This is a genomic window from Tritonibacter multivorans (assembly GCF_001458415.1).
In the GTDB taxonomy this organism is placed as follows: Bacteria; Pseudomonadota; Alphaproteobacteria; order Rhodobacterales; family Rhodobacteraceae; genus Epibacterium; species Epibacterium multivorans.
In genome coordinates, this window is the sequence record NZ_CYSD01000002.1 from 23,800 (window position 1) to 40,091 (window position 16,292).

Genomic DNA, 16,292 nt, shown 5'->3' on the forward strand with positions numbered 1-16,292 from the left:
CGCTTTGGTAAAAGGCGACAGGATCACCGACTGAATGAATGTCGCTGAGAGAAAGGCCGCCGCAGCGGCGGCCTTTCTCTCAGCAGCACACAAGCGAAGCCGGGAAAAATGCGATTTTATTCAGTAACTCGGTTTTCAAACCAGTGCTGAACTAAATAGCATTTCCGTAAAATACCGCCCCAATCGCCCTGCATTATTTGACCAATCGAAAAAAATTTCGTCACCTAACCCCAGCAATCACAAAACTAGGGGGAACTAGGTATGAAACGGCAACCCACGCGTAGGTTGTTTCTAGCAGCCGCTCTTGCGGCATCCACGGTCTTTTCAGCCGGAGCAGCCGCTGCTGAGAAAATCAAAGTCGCCGCCATCTACACGCTGCCGGTGGAACAGCAATGGATCAGCCGGATTCACACGGCGCTCAATACGGCGGCAGAGCGCGGCGACATTGACTATGTTTTCTCCGAGAACGTCGCCAACACGGACTATGAGCGCGTCATGCGAGAATATGCCGAACAAGGCACGCAGCTTGTTGTCGGTGAGGTCTTTGGGCTTGAGCGCGCGGCGCGCAAAGTGGCCAAAGACTACCCGGAAACCGCATTCCTCATGGGGTCATCCTTTGGCCCGGTGGCACCGAATTTCTCTGTGTTTGACAACTGGATTCACGAGCCTTCCTACCTGACAGGCATGGTGGCGGGCGCTGCCACGGAATCCAATGTGATTGGCATGGTCGGCGGCTATGCGATCCCTGAAGTGAACCGACTGATGCATGCTTTCATGGATGGTGCGCGCGCGGTGAACCCCGATGCCAAGTTTATCGTGAACTTCATCGACAGCTGGTACGATCCGCCCAAAGCCAAAGAGAGCGCGTTTGCGATGATGGATGCCGGGGCGGACATCATGTACGCAGAACGCTTTGGCGTCTCGGACGCAGCGGTTGAACGCGGCGTGAAGGCCATTGGCAACGTGATCGACACCTCTGGTGACTATCCGGGCACGATCATGGCATCCGCATTGTGGCACATGGAAGCCACCATCGACAAAGCCGTGTCCAGCGTGGCGTCCGGGTCGTTTGAGGCCGCAGACTATGGGCAGTACAGCTTCATGGCGTTTGGCGGCGGCTCACTGGTGCTGGACGAAAACCTCGTTGATGCCGAAACCGTCGCTGCGGTCAAAGCAAAAGAAGCCGAGATCCTGGACGGTCTGTTCCGTGTGAATGTGAACGACCAGCGCCCGGTTTCGGACAACTAAGGCAATCAGGGCCGGCTTGACGGTCGGCCCCCAGTTCTCATGACACCATACCCCGTCTTACAACTCCGCGGCCTGAGCAAACGCTTTGGCCCCGTGGTGGCCAATGACGACGTCTCTCTGACCCTGCACAAAGGCGAAGTCCTCGCCCTGCTCGGAGAAAACGGCGCTGGCAAAACCACATTGATGAACATGCTTTTTGGGCACTATCTGCCCGATGCAGGCACGGTCGAAGTCGCGGATGCGGCGGGCGCATTGCAGCCCCTGCCCCTGGGCCACCCTCAAGCGGCCTTGGCGGCTGGTGTTGGTATGGTGCACCAGCATTTTGCACTGGCCGAAAACATCTCTGCCTTGGATAATATCACCCTCGGCGCAGAGCCCCTGTGGTCACTACGCCGAAACCGGGCCGCTGCCAAAGCAAAAGTCGAGGGCATCATCCAGCGCAGCGGCCTGTCGGCCCCATTGGATGTGCCTGTTGGACGATTGTCCGTTGGCGAACGCCAGCGGGTGGAGATCCTAAAAGCGCTCTACCGCGATGCGCGGATTCTTGTTCTTGATGAACCAACCGCCGTTCTGACCCCGCAGGAAGCAGACACTCTTTTCGCCAATATCAAAGCGATGACCAAGTCCGGACTATCGGTCATTTTCATCAGCCACAAACTGCGGGAAGTTTTAGCGTTTTCCGATAGGATTGCGGTGCTGCGTCACGGGCGAAAAGTGGGCGAAATGCCCACCTCAGAAGCCAATGAGGCCAAGATCGCGCGCATGATGGTTGGGGCTGACACGCCTCTAGTGGAGCGGGAACCGCTTGCGCCCGGTGCACCAGTTCTGAACCTCAGCGGTATGTCGGTGGTGGGGCGATCCAAACGCGAGACCCTCAATGCGGTGAATTTATCCGTTCACGCACAAGAGATCGTGGGAATTGCAGGTATTTCCGGCAATGGGCAACACGCCCTTGCGCAGGTGATTTCCGGCCTGAAAGCCCCCGACATGGGCACGGTGGCGATTGATCAGGCCGCAATTGCCCATCCAACACCGGCCCGCATGGTCAAAGCCGGGGTTGGACGCATTCCCGAAGACCGCCACCACGAAGGCATTGTCGGCGCAATGAGCGTCGCGGAAAATCTGGTGCTTGAACGGCTGACCGAGCCGGACGTGTCCACGGGAGGATTGTTGCGCCGCGAGGACATCGCCGCCAATGCCACCAAACTGGCAAAGGCCTATGATGTGCGCGGTCCCGGAACCGAGGCACAGGCGCGCCTGCTGTCCGGCGGCAACATTCAGAAACTTATTTTGGCCCGCGTCTTTGAGCGCAACCCACGCCTGATCCTGGCCAATCAACCCACGCGCGGGCTCGACTTGGGCGCTGCAGCCGAAGTTGGACGCAGGTTGTTAGACGCTCGTGCGCGTGGTGCAGGCGTTGTTCTGATCTCGGAAGACCTGGACGAAATTCTGGGCCTTTCGGACCGTGTTCTGGTGATCCGCGACGGGCAATTGATCGAAGCGCCAACCCGAGATCGCGCAACCATCGGGCTGATGATGGCCGGAGAAACAGTATGATTCGTATTGAACCTCGTGACACCCCGTCCAGAGCGTTTGCGCTTGGTGTTCCTCTTCTTTCCGCTTTGGTCGCATTAGGCTTTGCGGCCATTCCGCTTTTGGCGGCCGGGGCGAACCCGATTGCGGCCTATGGCGCGATGTTCAAAGGCGTCTTTGGTTCGGTATTTGCCTTTACCGAAATGCTGACCCGCGCGACGCCTTTGATCTTTACCGGGCTGGCCGCGGCATTGGCGTTTCGCGCAAAACTGTGGAACATCGGCGGCGAAGGTCAGCTTTACCTTGGTGCGATGGCTGCGGTGGCCATTGGCGCTGGGGCATTGGACATCCCCGGGATTTTTCTCGTGCCGCTGATCGTGGTTATGGGGGCCGCTGCAGGTGCGGTCGGCATGGCGGCGCCGACTTATCTGCGGGTCAAATTTGGTGCCGATGAAGTTGTCACCACGCTATTGCTGAATTTCATCATTTTGATCCTGGTTCAGATGATGCTTGAAGGGCCGCTGCAAGATCCGATGGGGCTTGGCTGGCCGCAATCTGCACCCATTCTGGATCAGGGTATGCTGCCCAAATTGATGGACCGGATGCGCCTGCATTCTGGGTTTATTCTGGCGCTGATCCTGGCCATTGTCGCGCAATTTATGCTGATCCGATCGGTATGGGGGTTCAAACTGCGCGCAGTGGGGGAAAACGTCGCTGCCGCACGCCATGCGGGGATCAATGTGAACCGGTCTTTCTTTGGCGTGGCCGCGATCTCGGGCGCGCTGGCCGGGCTGGCCGGCGTCAGCGAAGTGGCCGGGCTCAAAGGATACCTGACCGCCGACTTGTCCCCGGGCTTTGGCTACACTGGCATTGTTGTGGCCATGCTGGCGGGGCTTTCCCCCATTGGCGTGGTGCTGGCAGCCTTGTTCATTGCGTCCGTCTTTGTCGGCGCAGACGGGATGAGCCGCGCAATGGGCGTGTCTTCATTTCTTGCGGATCTTGTTGTCTCTGTCTCGTTGTTGTGCGTGCTGGTCGGAGGGTTCTTCGCAAAGTTCCGCGTTGTTCTGGCTGGCAAAGGGGAGGTCGCACAATGATGGATCTGCTGAATATCCTGCTCAGCGACAGCTTTTGGGCCGCTTCCCTGCGCATCGCGACCCCATTGATCTTTGGTGTTCTGGGCGCGCTGATCTGCGAACGCAGCGGGGTTTTGAACCTTGGGATCGAGGGGATCTTTGTCGTTGGCGCAATGTGCGGATGGATGGCGGTCTGGCTTGGCGCGAGCCTTTGGGGCGGTGTGCTGGCCGCTGCCTTGGCCGGAGCGGCCTTTGGGTTTTTGCATGCGCTCCTCACCGTGCCGCTGGGCCTGTCGCAACATGTCTCGGGGCTGGGGATTACCTTGTTTGCCACCTCAGCCAGTTACTTCACCTACCGGACAGCCCTGCCCAATGTGTCCTCCCCGCCGCGGATCGAACCGTTCCAACCGCTCGATATTCCGGTTTTGTCTGACCTGCCGGTGTTGGGGCCGGTCCTGTTTCAGCAAACCGCATTGACCTGGCTTGCGCTGGGAATGGTGGGTTTGGTCTGGTTTGTACTGGATCGCACAGCCCTTGGCGTCGCACTCAAAGCGGTTGGTGACAATCCAGACAGCGTCGATGCCCAGGGCCTGTCGGTCTATGGGCTGCGGATCGGCGCCATCGTGGCCGGGTCGTCCCTCATGGCATTGGGCGGTGCGTTTCTGACCATGTCCGCGTTTGACGCCTTCTTTTTCGGTATGGTCAACGGGCGCGGCTGGGTCTGTATTGCATTGGTGATCTTTGCCAGCTGGCGTCCGGGCAAAGCCCTATTGGGGGCCATATTATTTGGCGCGTTTGATGCCCTACAGGTCAGGTTACAGACAGAAATGGGCGCTCTGGTTCCCGGTCAGGTGTTTCTTATGGCGCCCTATATTCTGTCGATTACCGCACTTGTCATTGCAGCGCGGTCCGCAGATTACCCGCGCGCGCTGCTGACACCTTGGTTCAAAGGACAACGGTGATTAAAAACTCCTGCGCCAAACGAATATGCCCGATGGTCGAAGCCACCACCGGGCATATTCCTATTGTTGCGCCATCTGTTCATCGCGCTTCTGTCTGGAAATCGCGCGTTTGGTCGAAATGGATGCGGTCAGGACACCGATGGTGACAAAAGCAATGATGATCGTCGACAGCGCATTGATTTCAGGGCTGACCCCAAGGCGCACAGCCGAGAAAATCTTGATCGGCAGGGTCGTCGCCGCCGGACCCGAGGTAAAGGACGCGATCACCAGATCATCAAGCGACAGGGTAAACGCCAGCAACCAGCCCGAAATCACCGCCGGCGCAATGATCGGCAAGGTGACAGAGCGGAACGCGTCCCATGGCGTGCAGCCCAGATCCATCGCGGCCTCTTCGAGGCTTTTGTCGAACGTTACCATCCGCGAAGACACGACAACCGAGACAAAGCACATGGAAAACGTAGCATGGGCCAGAACAATGGTGGTCACCCCACGGTCCAACCCGACCGAAATAAACAGGAGAAGAAGCGACAGGCCTGTGATGACTTCGGGCATAACAAGCGGCGCATAGATCATACCCGAAAACAGGGTTCGGCCGAAAAACCGCCCTCCGCGCACCAGAACAAAGGCCGCCATCGTTCCCAGAACGGTAGCAATTGTGGAAGAAATCGTCGCCACCTTCACCGTCACCCAAGCCGCATCAAGGAAAGCCTCGTTCTGCAACAGCTCTCCGTACCATTTGGTGGAGAACCCCGCCCAGACCGTCACGAGCTTGGACTCGTTGAAGCTGTAGACGATCAAAATGATCATCGGGATATAGAGAAACGCAAATCCAAAGGTCAGAGAGACCGCATTGAACCAGGTGAACTTTCTCATTGGTCCGCCTCCCTCTGCTTCTGTTCGTTGCGCTGGAACAGGACGATCGGGATGATCAGGATCAGCAGCAGGATGATGGCAACGGCGGACGCCACAGGCCAGTCGCGGTTCGAGAAGAACTCTTCCCACAGCACCTTGCCGATCATCAGGGTTTTGGAGCCGCCCAGAAGCGACGGGATCACAAATTCACCTAGGGCAGGAATAAACACCAGAAAGCAGCCCGCGATCACACCCGGCTTTGCCAGATGCACGGTAACGGACCAGAAAGCGCCAATCTTGGTACATCCCAAATCCTGCGCCGCTTCCAGCAGCGATCCATCGAGCTTCTCCAAGGTGGAATAGATCGGCAAAATCATAAACGGCAAATAGGTGTAAACGATGCCAATATAGACCGCCGTATTGGTGTTCAGGATGACCAAAGGCTCTGAAACAAGCCCTGTCCACATCAGGATCTGGTTCAAAAACCCTTCGTTCGACAAAATACCGATCCACGCATAGACGCGGATCAGAAAACTGGTCCAGAACGGCAGGATCACCAGCATCATCAGGCTGGGCCGCCATTCGTCCGGGGCATTTGCCATCGCATAGGCAATTGGAAAACCGATCAGCAAGGTAAAGAACGTCGCCAGCGCCGCGATCTGCAGGCTGGACAGATACGCCTTCCAATACAGGTCGTCCGACGTCAGGAACACATAGTTCTCAAAATCCAAGGCCGCCCAAAAGACACGAAACCCCGCCCAGCCTTCGGACAGGTCAAGCGTCGGTGTATAGGGCGGAATTGAGATCGCGTAATCCGACATCGAGATCTTCAATACGATCAGGAAGGGCACCAGAAACAGGGCAAACAGCCACAGATACGGCACCCCAATCAGCAGTCGACGCGCAAGGTTCATCAGCTGTGCCCTACCCTGCCAAGACGATGCCGGCCGTGTCAGTCCAAGACAGCCAGACCTTGTCGTTCCAAGTGATCCCCCGACGCGCAATACGGCGGGTATTTGCGGTTTGCGACTTTACCAGCGCGCCGTTTTCCAGACGCACATAATAGGTGGAGATATTGCCAAGATAGGCAATGTCCTCGACCTCACCGGAAATCCGGTTGTGGACGTCTGTGGGCTCTTCCGTACCGATCACGATTTTTTCGGGGCGAATGGCAAAAGCACCACCCTGACCGCTGGAAACCCCGGCACCGGACATGCCGCGGATCGGGCTGTGACCTTCGGCCCAGGCCAGTTCCGCCGCCTCGCCATCGGCCTTGGCGATGCGGCCCTCGATGATATTCACGTCACCAATAAAATCCGCCACGTAAACAGAATTTGGTGCTTCATAGATACGATCAGGCGTGTCCACCTGCACCAGCTTGCCATGATCCATCACCGCGATCCGGCTGGCCATGGTCATGGCTTCTTCTTGGTCATGGGTCACAATCACAAAGGTCGTGCCGGTCTTTTCCTGAATATCCATCAGCTCGAACTGGGTTTCCTGACGCAGCTTTTTATCAAGCGCCCCAAGGGGTTCGTCCAGCAGCAGGAGCTTGGGTGCCTTTGCCAACGCCCGCGCAAGCGCAACACGTTGGCGTTGCCCCCCAGACAGCTGATGCGGTTTGCGCGATGCAAACTTACCCAGCTGCACAAGCCGCAGCATTTCGTCGACACGCCCCTTTATCTCGGACTTTGGCATCTCCGAACGTTTCAGACCAAAGGCCAGATTGTCCGCCACCGACAGATGCGGAAACAGCGCATAGGACTGGAACATCATGTTCACCGCGCGTTTGTTCGCCGGCACGCCCTTCATGTCCTGCCCGTCGATTGTGATGGTGCCTTTGGTGACGTTTTCAAACCCTCCCAACATCCGCATCATTGTGGTCTTCCCACAGCCCGATGGCCCCAAAAGCGCAAAGAACTCGCGAGGAAAAATCTTGAGGTCGATATTGTCGATGGCCGTAAAGTCACCGTAGTTTTTGGTGACCCCGGAAAATTCGATCATCGGCTTGGCGTCGGCATCCAGCCAAGGGACAAAAACGTCTGTGGCGTTCATAAGAGCAGGTCCTGAAAGGGAAAACCTGGACCCTGCAGGGTCCAGATCTGTCTTTTGAATGTCAGCAGCTTAGCTGCCGGATTTGACCTTTGCCCACATGCGAGTGGCAATGCGCTGGGTTTTCGGGTCGTAGGGCGATTTGGTGTAGAGGTTTTTGATCGTCTCTGCATCCGGGTAAATGGCCGGATCGCCAATTACGTCTTCCACCAGAAATTCCTGCGACGCGAGATTGCCGTTTGCGTAGTAAACATAGTTCGACGCGGTCGCCATATTGTTGGCATCCAAGATGAAGTTGATGAACTTATGCGCCGCGCCCGGATCTGGCGCGTCTACCGGAATGGCAAGTTGGTCAAACCACATCAGCGCACCCTCTTTCGGCGCATGATAGGCAATCTCGACGCCATTGTCGGCCTCTGCGGCACGATCCCGGGCCTGAAGAATGTCACCGGACCACCCGACAGCCACGCAGATCTCACCATTGGCCAGGGCATTGATATACTCAGAGCTGTGGAATTTGCGCACATAGGGTGCAACCGCGGCCAAGACGTCTTCGGCCTTCTTCACGGTGTCCGCATCCGATGCGTCGGGGTCTTCGCCAATGTACTTCAGCGCAGCCGGGATCAGTTCATCTGGTGCATCAAGGAAATGAACGCCGCAGTCCGCGAGTTTTTCCATGTTTGCCGGGTCAAACACCAAAGCCAAGGAATCGAGCGGTGCATCCGCGCCAAGCGCCTCTTGCACTTTGGTGATGTTAGCGCCAATCCCGGTGGTGCCCCACATGTAGTTGATAGAGTATTCGTTGCCCGGATCATATGTCGCGGTGCGTTCTTCGATGTCGGACCAGACGTTGCCAATATTGCTCAGCAGGTTTTTATCAAGCTTCTGAAACGCGCCGGCTTGGATTTGGCGCTGCAGGAAAGATCCAGTGGGAACCACCACGTCATAGCCTGACCCGCCCGCAAGCAGTTTGGTCTCGAGGAGTTCGTTGCTATCAAAGACGTCGTAGATCAGTTTAATGCCGGTTTCTTCTTCGAATTTGGTCAGCAGCGATTCATCAATGTAGTCGGACCAATTGTAGACGCGCACCTCTTCTGCATTGGCGACAGAGGCCGCTGCGAGTAGCGCGATGGCGGAAAGTGTGGACAGTTTCTTCATGGCTATCTCCCTGTTGATGGCAAAAGTTTGATCAAAAGTTTGAGTAAGGCAAGTTTTTTACGAGCTTCAAATTTAAGAGAGGCCCCAGTTTGGCCTTCTGAGGTTGTTTTCCTGTGGCACGGACCCCAAAGCGCCCTCGCATCAGGCAGTCTGCGAAATTCCCGAACCGCAAAACCCAGTAAAGCGTTTAAATCAGGCGGAAACTTATTCAGCGACTCGTGGATTTGATCGATCAAATGTGGCGTCAACAACCGCGTTTCTGGGCCTGACCCCAAAATATGATCAAATTATAAGCGATCTGGTCTACACGCCTGCGGCAATTTTGACGCGACCCGCCGCCACAACCCCGTCCTGGATATCTCCTTCTATTGCAGTCACCAAAGCCTCCGCATTGCGCTCATCCAAAGCGTTGAGGATCGCTTTGTGATGATCAACAACATAGAAGTCACTGACATTCTTAATTAATTCACGGTGAAACGGGCCAAGCTGCAACCAGATGCTCTCGATCAATGGCATAGCGACCAAATCGGGGTTGGCTTGATATAGTTTGCGGTGAAAGTCCTGATTCAGACGCGTCAGGCGGTCATAATCCTGGGCAGCAATGGCCTCATCCATCTTGTCATCAATGGCGCGCAGATCCTGCACGCGCACGCCAGAAACATAGGGCAGCGCCCGTTCGGCCGCGTGCCGTTCCAGAACGGTCCGGGTTGCAACCAGATCCTCAAACCGCCCGGCAGTCATCTCGGGCACCAACATGCGGCGATTGTCCTGCGGCGTTATCGCCTGTTCTGAACTCAGGCGGCGCAGGGCTTCGCGAATGGGGGTTGGGCTCAGGCCAAGCTGCTCTGCCACGCCCCGCATTGTCAGGGATGTCCCGGTCGGGATCGCCCCAACCATAATCGCATTTCGCAGCCGCGCGTATACATACTCTTGGCTGGTCAGCTGCGCAGAGGTTTCAATCTCTGGGATCTCTAGGCGCATTTTTTGGTCCTGTGTGCAGTCTCTCGCGACCTTAGGTTTGAGTTTGACTCGAGTCAATTAAGCTGTCACGTTTCAAAAAATGCTATCACATTTCATAGAAAGCTGTGCCAAATGAGCCCCGATTTTGCCATTTCTGCGAAAGCCAGGACTGCGCCCTTCGACGCGAAGCCGCGCCGCCTGCAGGGTTCACCTGTGGGGATGGGATGACGGCTTTGGGACATTACGCAGGCGATGGGTCTCATACAGGCAGCTACTACGCCGCCTCCGCAAATGTGGTGCAGCTACGTCCACAGCTGACACGCGACCACAGCTTTGACATTTGCGTGGTTGGCGCAGGCTATACAGGTCTTTCAACCGCCCTGCACCTTGCCGAAAAAGGGTTCAAAGTCGCCATCGTCGAAGGCGCGCGGATCGGTTGGGGCGCATCGGGTCGCAATGGCGGGCAGATTGTCAACGGGCTCAATGCCTCGCTGCAAACCATCAAGCGCCGGTACGGGCAGGACACCGCAAATTTCGTTGCAGGCCTTGTGACCGAAGGCGGTGATATCATTCGCGACCGGGTGGCAAGCTACGACATCAAATGCGATCTCAAGGCCACCAACCTGTTCACCGCCTACACCAGCGCCCATATGCGCGAGCTTGAAGAGCGGCTGGAGCTGTGGCGCGGGTACGGCATCACCACTCAGGAAATGGTCGACAAAGACAGGACCCGCGATTTTGTCGGATCTGACGCCTATGCGGGTGGGATGATTGACCATGCCGGCGGCCATCTGCATCCGCTGAACCTCGCCTTGGGCGAAGCCGCCGCCTTTGAACAGAACGGCGGCACGATCTTTGAGATGTCCAAGGTGGTGCATGTGGATCAGGACGGCCCGCAGCCTGTTGTGCAAACCGAAAACGGCCGCATCACCTGCAACAAAGTCGTTCTTTGTGGCAACGCCTATCTGGGGCACGTCGTCCCGGCCCTCACATCCCGCGTTATGCCGGTATCGACCCAGATTATGGCGACCGAGCCGCTGGACGCCGACCTCGCGCAGCGGCTGTTGCCAACGGACACCTGCGTTGAGGACATTCGCTACATTCTGGACTATTTCCGTCTGTCTGCAGACAATCGCCTGCTGTTTGGCGGCGGCACAGTTTATGGCGGCGCGGACCCTAAAGACATAGTAGCCAAGCTGCGCAAAAACATGAACCGGGTTTTCCCCGAACTCCGCCGCACGCGCATCGACTATGCCTGGAGCGGAAATTTTGCGCTCTCGTTCAGCCGCGTCCCGCAAATGGGCCGTTTGAATGAAAACACATATTTCGCGCATGGCTATTCGGGTCATGGTGTAACCGGCTCCCATACGTTTGGTCGCATCCTCTCCGAGGCGATCGCGGGCGACATGAGCCGGTTTGACGTATTCTCTAACGTACCCTGGATCCCCTTCCCCGGCGGGCGCCTGTTCCGTGTGCCCTATTCGGTGATTGGCTCTTGGTATTACGCATTCAAAGACCGTTTTGGCATCTGAGGACACCATGACCCCCAAAGGCGATCAAGCATTCCGCAAGACCGACCCCAAAGGCCGCTGGCCCGAGATGACCTATGGCGGCGCGCTCAGCTTTTTGCGCCGGGATTACAGCCGTGACCTTGCGGGCGTCGATGTCGCTGTGATCGGCATTCCCTTTGACAATGCGGTCACCTACCGTCCGGGATGCCGCCTTGGTCCGCGCGCTTTGCGCGAAGCCTCGGTCCAGCTGGCAGAGCTCAAGGCGTTTCCCTGGGGGTTTGATCCGTTCGAAACCCTGAATGTTGTCGACTATGGCGACGTGTTTATGGACCCCCACCATCCGGAAACAGTGGCAAAAACCATCGAAGCGGCCGCGAAGAAAATCCTCTCGAACGGCACCAAACTGCTCTCGCTTGGGGGCGACCATTCCATCAGCTACCCCCTCTTGCGGGCCCATGCAGAACAACATGGCCCAATTGCCCTGCTGCAGTTCGACGCCCATTGTGACACCTGGCCAGACGATGGCGTGACCATGGATCATGGCACAATGTTCGGCCGAGCCGCCGCCGAGGGTGTGATTGACGTGAGCAAATCCACTCAGATCGGCCTGCGGACATACAACGACAGCGATCACGGGTTCGAAATCCTCTCGAGCCCATGGATCCACCGCAATGGGATCGAGGCCGCAATCGACGTGTTCAAAACCCGTGCCGGCGATGCGCCGGTCTATGTGAGCTTTGACATCGACATGCTGGACCCGGCCTTTGCCCCCGGCACTGGCACACCTGTTCCCGGCGGCCTTTCCACATGGCAGGGGCTGGAATTCGTACGCGCCATGTCAGACCTGAATTTGATTGGCATGGACATTGTGGAGGTCTCGCCCCCCTACGACCACGCCGAAATCACGGCGCTTGCTGGGGCGCATGTCGCGCATGACTTCCTGTGCGTTCTGGCGCAGCAGGCAGGGGCAGAACAAAAACCCGTCGGTCGCTTATGACCCGGTGCAACACCCACAGCGCCCCATCGTTCTGACCAAACCGCGGACCCGGTTCTTGATTATTAAAACGTTTTAAAATACCCCTGCCCTACAGGGGGACAACCATTTGACGCACGATGCCCAGGTTCAAAAGCCGACCCAAAAGCTGATCGCCGAGACCGCAGGGCTTTCTGTTGGCACGGTCTCCAGAGCGCTGGCCGGGGACCCCAAAATTGCCGACGCAACGCGGCGGCTTGTAGGGCAAATCGCGGCCGAACTCGGCTATGCGCCGGATCGGGCCGCACAGCGTTTGCGCACGGGCAAGACGCAAGTCATCAACCTGATCCTGCCGCCGCATGACGAAATCTTCGGCTTTGGCACCTCGTTGATCCGGGGCATCACCCGCGGCCTTGAAGACAGCAATTACCATCTGGTTGTTATGCCCGATTTTGGCCCCGACGTGACAAGGGATGACCCCGGCGAGGTGATAACAAGAATTGTCAAAAACAGACTGGCAGATGGAATTCTGTTCTCGCGGACGGAACCCAATGATGCCCGCGTCCGTTTTTTGACTGAGACCGGGTTTCCTTTCGTTTCGCACGGCCGAACCGAAGGAAAACACACCCATGCCTTTGTCGACTATGACAACACCAACTTCGCCTACAAGAGCGCCGTGCGGATGATCCAAAAGGGCGCACGAAAACTGTCGATTCTATTACCACCACCGACGCTGACCTTTCGCCAGCATTTGCTGCAGGGCATCACCAATGCTGTGCGCGAGTACAACGTTGAGCTGGAGGTTTTCAACGGCGCAACGCTCGACAATTCTGCGGACCAGATCGAGGCCGCCATCCGCCACAGGTTCGCAGCCCCCGATCGTCCGGATGGGCTTGTCCTGCCGGGTGAGGTCTCGGGCCTTGCCACTTTGGCGGCACTGCAGGACATTGGCCTGACCCCACAAAAGGACGTCCAACTGGTGGTCAAACAAACCACGGGGCTGTTTGATTTGGTGCGACCACGTGTGGACTGCATTTTCGAAGACCTTCCCGAAGCCGGTCTGCAAATGGCACGTCTGCTGCTGCGCAGGCTCCGGGGGGAAGCGCCAGAAACCCTGCACTATGTTCAACCGATTTCCTCTGCCAACCTTCAGTGAGTGAGCACGCGCAATGGACCCGACACATGATACATGGATGACCAAAGCGCACCGACGCTTTCTAGCGGCCGATGCGCATGCCCAGTTTGATTTCTTCGACCGCAGTTTTTGCGCGACGGGTGGGTTTCATGTTTTGGACTTCAAAGGCGTGCCTTTGGACAGCCAGGTGCAGGAACTGCACACAACCACGCGGCTGATCCATTCCTATGCGCTTGGCAAACTGGCGGGCCGCAGTGGCTGTGAACCCATGATCGATCACGGGCTGGCCTATCTGGGCTCTCACCATTTTGACAGCAGCGCCGGCGGTTATGTCTGGGCGCTGAATGGCCCTGCGATCCACGACGGACGCAAACTTGCCTACGGCCATGTCTTTGTTCTTCTGGCCGCGTCCAGTGCACTTGCCGCAGGTCACCCCGACGCGCAGTCGGTTCTGGACACCGTCGACCACGTGCTGGATCAGCACTTTTGGGAAGAAGATCACGGGCTTTTCTGTGACGAATACAACCGCGACTGGAGCCCGTTTTCGACCTACCGCGGCATGAACGCCAATATGCATGGCGTCGAAGCGTTACTGGCCGCTTATGAGGTCACTGGCCGCGAGAAATACCTTGACCGAGCCGGGCGAATAATTGAGTTTTTCGCCTGCAAAATTGCAGCCGCGCATCAGTGGCGTCTACCAGAACATTACACCGACACTTGGGCTATTGATCCCACCTACAGCGGCGATCCTATGTTTCGGCCTGCGGGAACGACACCGGGTCACTCCTTTGAAATCGCGCGACTTCTCTTGCAGTACAATGAGCTGAGCATAGCCCCTAGCGCCGACAGGATCCAAATCGCCCGCAATATTGCCTATCGTGCTCTTGCAGATGCTTGGGACGACGCGAATGGCGGTTTCTTCTATACCCTGAACTTCGATGGAACCCCGGACATCACGCGAAAATACTGGTGGCCGGTCACCGAAGCTATTGGCGTTCTCGCGGCCCTTTTGAAAACCGATCCCCAACCCGAAGACGTGATCTGGTATCGGCGCATTTGGGACTGTGCGCGCACAAAATTCATCGACACAGACCACGGCGGCTGGTTCCCAGAGATCGACGACACAGGCGCGAAAACCGCCCTGCAATTCAAGGGCAAACCAGACATCTATCATTCGATCCAGGCTGTGCTATTTCCAATGTTGCCGGGTGTTTCAAATGCCTACTCCGGCCTTGAGGGCAAGCTGCGCAGCCCCTGACGGGCAACAGGCACTCCTGCGCGCCCCCTTCTGACACCGCAAAAGCCATTGACCACTGCGATAAACTGCAGCATGGGCGGGGCCAAGTTTGCCTCGCACGGCCGCGGAAAGGTTTTAAACATGAGCATCGCCACATCTCCCCTCCCGATCACAATCCTCAACGGGTTTCTTGGTGCGGGCAAAACAACCTTGCTCCAAAGCCTTCTGGTCCAAGCCCGTTCGCTGCCGGACGTGCGCCTCGCCGTGATCGTCAATGAGATGAGCGAGCTTGATGTGGATGGGCGCATTCTTGACACCAGCGAGGTCATGTCCGGCCAAGATCCCCTGTTCGCCTCGATCCCAGCAGGCAGCATCAGTGGCGCAGAGGGTTTGGCCAAATTCAAGGATGCACTGATCCGGTTTCACAACGCAGGCGCAACGCATGTTGTCATTGAAACATCTGGCAGCACCCATCCCTGGCCCCTGCTCGAGGCTATTCACGCGCAAGAAGGGGTACAGCTGCACGGCTTTCTCTCCGTTGTTGACACCGTCACGCTGGCGCAAGATCACGACCTTGGCCGCGCAATTGTCCCCGCCGCCTCGCAGAACCTTGCAAACAAAACCCGTGGCATTGAAAATCTACTGGCCGAACAGATCATGTTCGCCAACCGCATCCTGCTCAGCAAAATGGACCGCGTCCCGATGGAGCGACTGCGCACCGTGGCAGAGGCCATTCACCCGATCAATCCCGGCGCAGAGATCCTTGGGATGCAATGGGGCAATGTCAAACTCACCGATGTGTTGAACATGCCGCCCTACGACCATCACCGTGTCGCAACACTTGGCGCAGAGCTGACGGAATGGGATCGCGAACATGGCACCAGCTCCATGGCGAGTGCCGCCGACTACCGGATCGACAGCATTGTCATTTCAGATCCCCGCCCTTTCCATCCGCAGCGGCTGTGGGATGTCTACAATCACTACTTGGGCGAAGGCATCTATCGCAGCAAAGGGTTCTTCTGGCTGCCAACGCGGGATCGGCTGCAACTGTTGTGGAACCAGACTGCGGGCAGTGTTGGGCTGGAGATTGTGAACTTCTGGAAAATTGCCACGCTTGAGGATGAAAGCCTGAACCTTCTTCCCGAAGAACGCGAAGAGATGCGCCGCCGTCTGGCGCATACCTCTGAGGAGTTTGGCGACCGTCATTGCCGGCTGACCGTGATCGGTGATCGTGATGGGCTTCAGACCTTTGCGGATGCTTTGCAGGACTGCCTTTGTACACCCGAAGAGGTCGCGCAGTGGAAGGCCGGCTTTGTTTTTGACGACCCTTGGCCCAAAGCGACCACGCGGCTTTCTTAGGCAACGGATCGTAAATTCGTCGATAGCGCGCGCCAAAGATACATACAACCAAGGCGCGCAAAGCATACCATCACATAGAAGTTGAACACAGGCGCGGACGTGGCATCAGCCACGACCACGGCTGCAAGCCCCTGTGATTGCGAAGAATTACCTCGCCCGGCAGCAATATCCGCTGCCGCCCCATCCGTTCGACTGCCTCCTTGGCGGCAGCCTGTGCTGGTCGAATTTAGCCCCCACTC

The 16,292-nt window shown here is 57.2% G+C and carries 14 protein-coding genes; 9 read left to right on the plus strand and 5 right to left on the minus strand.

The window, feature by feature from the left end; all coding sequences use genetic code 11:
* The first annotated feature begins 261 nt into the window (after window positions 1-261).
* Genes TRM7557_RS00245 through TRM7557_RS00260 form a run of 4 tightly spaced genes read left to right on the plus strand, consistent with a single transcriptional unit; the run spans window position 262 to window position 4,816 of the window.
* Window positions 262-1,248, plus strand: coding sequence for a BMP family protein (locus TRM7557_RS00245; RefSeq protein WP_058288217.1), 987 nt, complete (start codon window positions 262-264; stop codon window positions 1,246-1,248).
* Between the two features lie 39 nt (window positions 1,249-1,287).
* Window positions 1,288-2,805 carry an ABC transporter ATP-binding protein gene (locus TRM7557_RS00250; protein ID WP_058288218.1) on the plus strand — a complete coding sequence of 506 codons (1,518 nt, stop codon included), beginning with the start codon at window positions 1,288-1,290 and terminating at the stop codon, window positions 2,803-2,805.
* Entirely contained in the window at window positions 2,805-3,875 is a 1,071-nt protein-coding gene (locus tag TRM7557_RS00255) for an ABC transporter permease (RefSeq protein ID WP_413081148.1), read from the plus strand. The genes TRM7557_RS00250 and TRM7557_RS00255 overlap by 1 nt, the downstream gene beginning before the upstream one ends.
* Window positions 3,875-4,816 (plus strand): ABC transporter permease, encoded by a 942-nt coding sequence (locus TRM7557_RS00260; RefSeq protein WP_058288345.1) that lies wholly within the window; start codon window positions 3,875-3,877, stop codon window positions 4,814-4,816. Before TRM7557_RS00255 ends, TRM7557_RS00260 begins: the two co-directional genes overlap by 1 nt.
* 60 nt (window positions 4,817-4,876) lie before the next feature.
* Here TRM7557_RS00260 and TRM7557_RS00265 read toward each other — a convergent pair whose 3' ends face one another.
* The 5 genes from TRM7557_RS00265 to TRM7557_RS00285 all read right to left on the minus strand — a co-directional run bounded on the left by TRM7557_RS00265 (window position 4,877) and on the right by TRM7557_RS00285 (window position 9,859).
* The gene (locus TRM7557_RS00265; protein ID WP_058288220.1) at window positions 4,877-5,689 is read right to left on the minus strand and encodes an ABC transporter permease; all 813 of its coding nucleotides are present in this window, start codon (window positions 5,687-5,689) and stop codon (window positions 4,877-4,879) included.
* A complete protein-coding gene (locus tag TRM7557_RS00270) occupies window positions 5,686-6,582 on the minus strand; it encodes an ABC transporter permease subunit (protein WP_058288221.1) in 897 nt (298 codons plus the stop codon). The genes TRM7557_RS00265 and TRM7557_RS00270 overlap by 4 nt, the downstream gene beginning before the upstream one ends.
* Window positions 6,583-6,592: 10 nt before the next feature.
* On the minus strand, window positions 6,593-7,723 hold the full coding sequence (locus tag TRM7557_RS00275) for an ABC transporter ATP-binding protein (RefSeq protein ID WP_058288222.1): 1,131 nt from the start codon (window positions 7,721-7,723) through the stop codon (window positions 6,593-6,595).
* Between the two features lie 69 nt (window positions 7,724-7,792).
* The gene (locus tag TRM7557_RS00280) at window positions 7,793-8,878 is read right to left on the minus strand and encodes a polyamine ABC transporter substrate-binding protein (RefSeq protein ID WP_082626459.1); all 1,086 of its coding nucleotides are present in this window, start codon (window positions 8,876-8,878) and stop codon (window positions 7,793-7,795) included.
* Window positions 8,879-9,181: 303 nt separating this feature from the next.
* Window positions 9,182-9,859, minus strand: a complete 678-nt coding sequence (locus TRM7557_RS00285) for a GntR family transcriptional regulator (protein ID WP_058288224.1) — start codon at window positions 9,857-9,859, stop codon at window positions 9,182-9,184.
* 203 nt (window positions 9,860-10,062) lie between these two features.
* Here TRM7557_RS00285 and TRM7557_RS00290 point away from each other — a divergent pair, with 203 nt between their 5' ends.
* The 5 genes from TRM7557_RS00290 to TRM7557_RS00310 all read left to right on the plus strand — a co-directional run bounded on the left by TRM7557_RS00290 (window position 10,063) and on the right by TRM7557_RS00310 (window position 16,053).
* Window positions 10,063-11,370, plus strand: a complete 1,308-nt coding sequence (locus TRM7557_RS00290; RefSeq protein ID WP_058288225.1) for an NAD(P)/FAD-dependent oxidoreductase — start codon at window positions 10,063-10,065, stop codon at window positions 11,368-11,370.
* Window positions 11,371-11,377: 7 nt separating this feature from the next.
* Window positions 11,378-12,346, plus strand: coding sequence for an agmatinase (gene speB, locus TRM7557_RS00295; RefSeq protein WP_058288346.1), 969 nt, complete (start codon window positions 11,378-11,380; stop codon window positions 12,344-12,346).
* Window positions 12,347-12,452: 106 nt separating this feature from the next.
* Window positions 12,453-13,478: a LacI family transcriptional regulator gene (locus TRM7557_RS00300; protein WP_058288226.1), complete on the plus strand. Its 1,026-nt coding sequence runs from the start codon at window positions 12,453-12,455 to the stop codon at window positions 13,476-13,478.
* 37 nt (window positions 13,479-13,515) lie between these two features.
* Window positions 13,516-14,715: an AGE family epimerase/isomerase gene (locus TRM7557_RS00305; protein WP_235811360.1), complete on the plus strand. Its 1,200-nt coding sequence runs from the start codon at window positions 13,516-13,518 to the stop codon at window positions 14,713-14,715.
* A gap of 120 nt (window positions 14,716-14,835) precedes the next feature.
* Window positions 14,836-16,053 (plus strand): CobW family GTP-binding protein, encoded by a 1,218-nt coding sequence (locus TRM7557_RS00310; protein WP_058288228.1) that lies wholly within the window; start codon window positions 14,836-14,838, stop codon window positions 16,051-16,053.
* The last annotated feature ends 239 nt before the right edge of the window (window positions 16,054-16,292 follow it).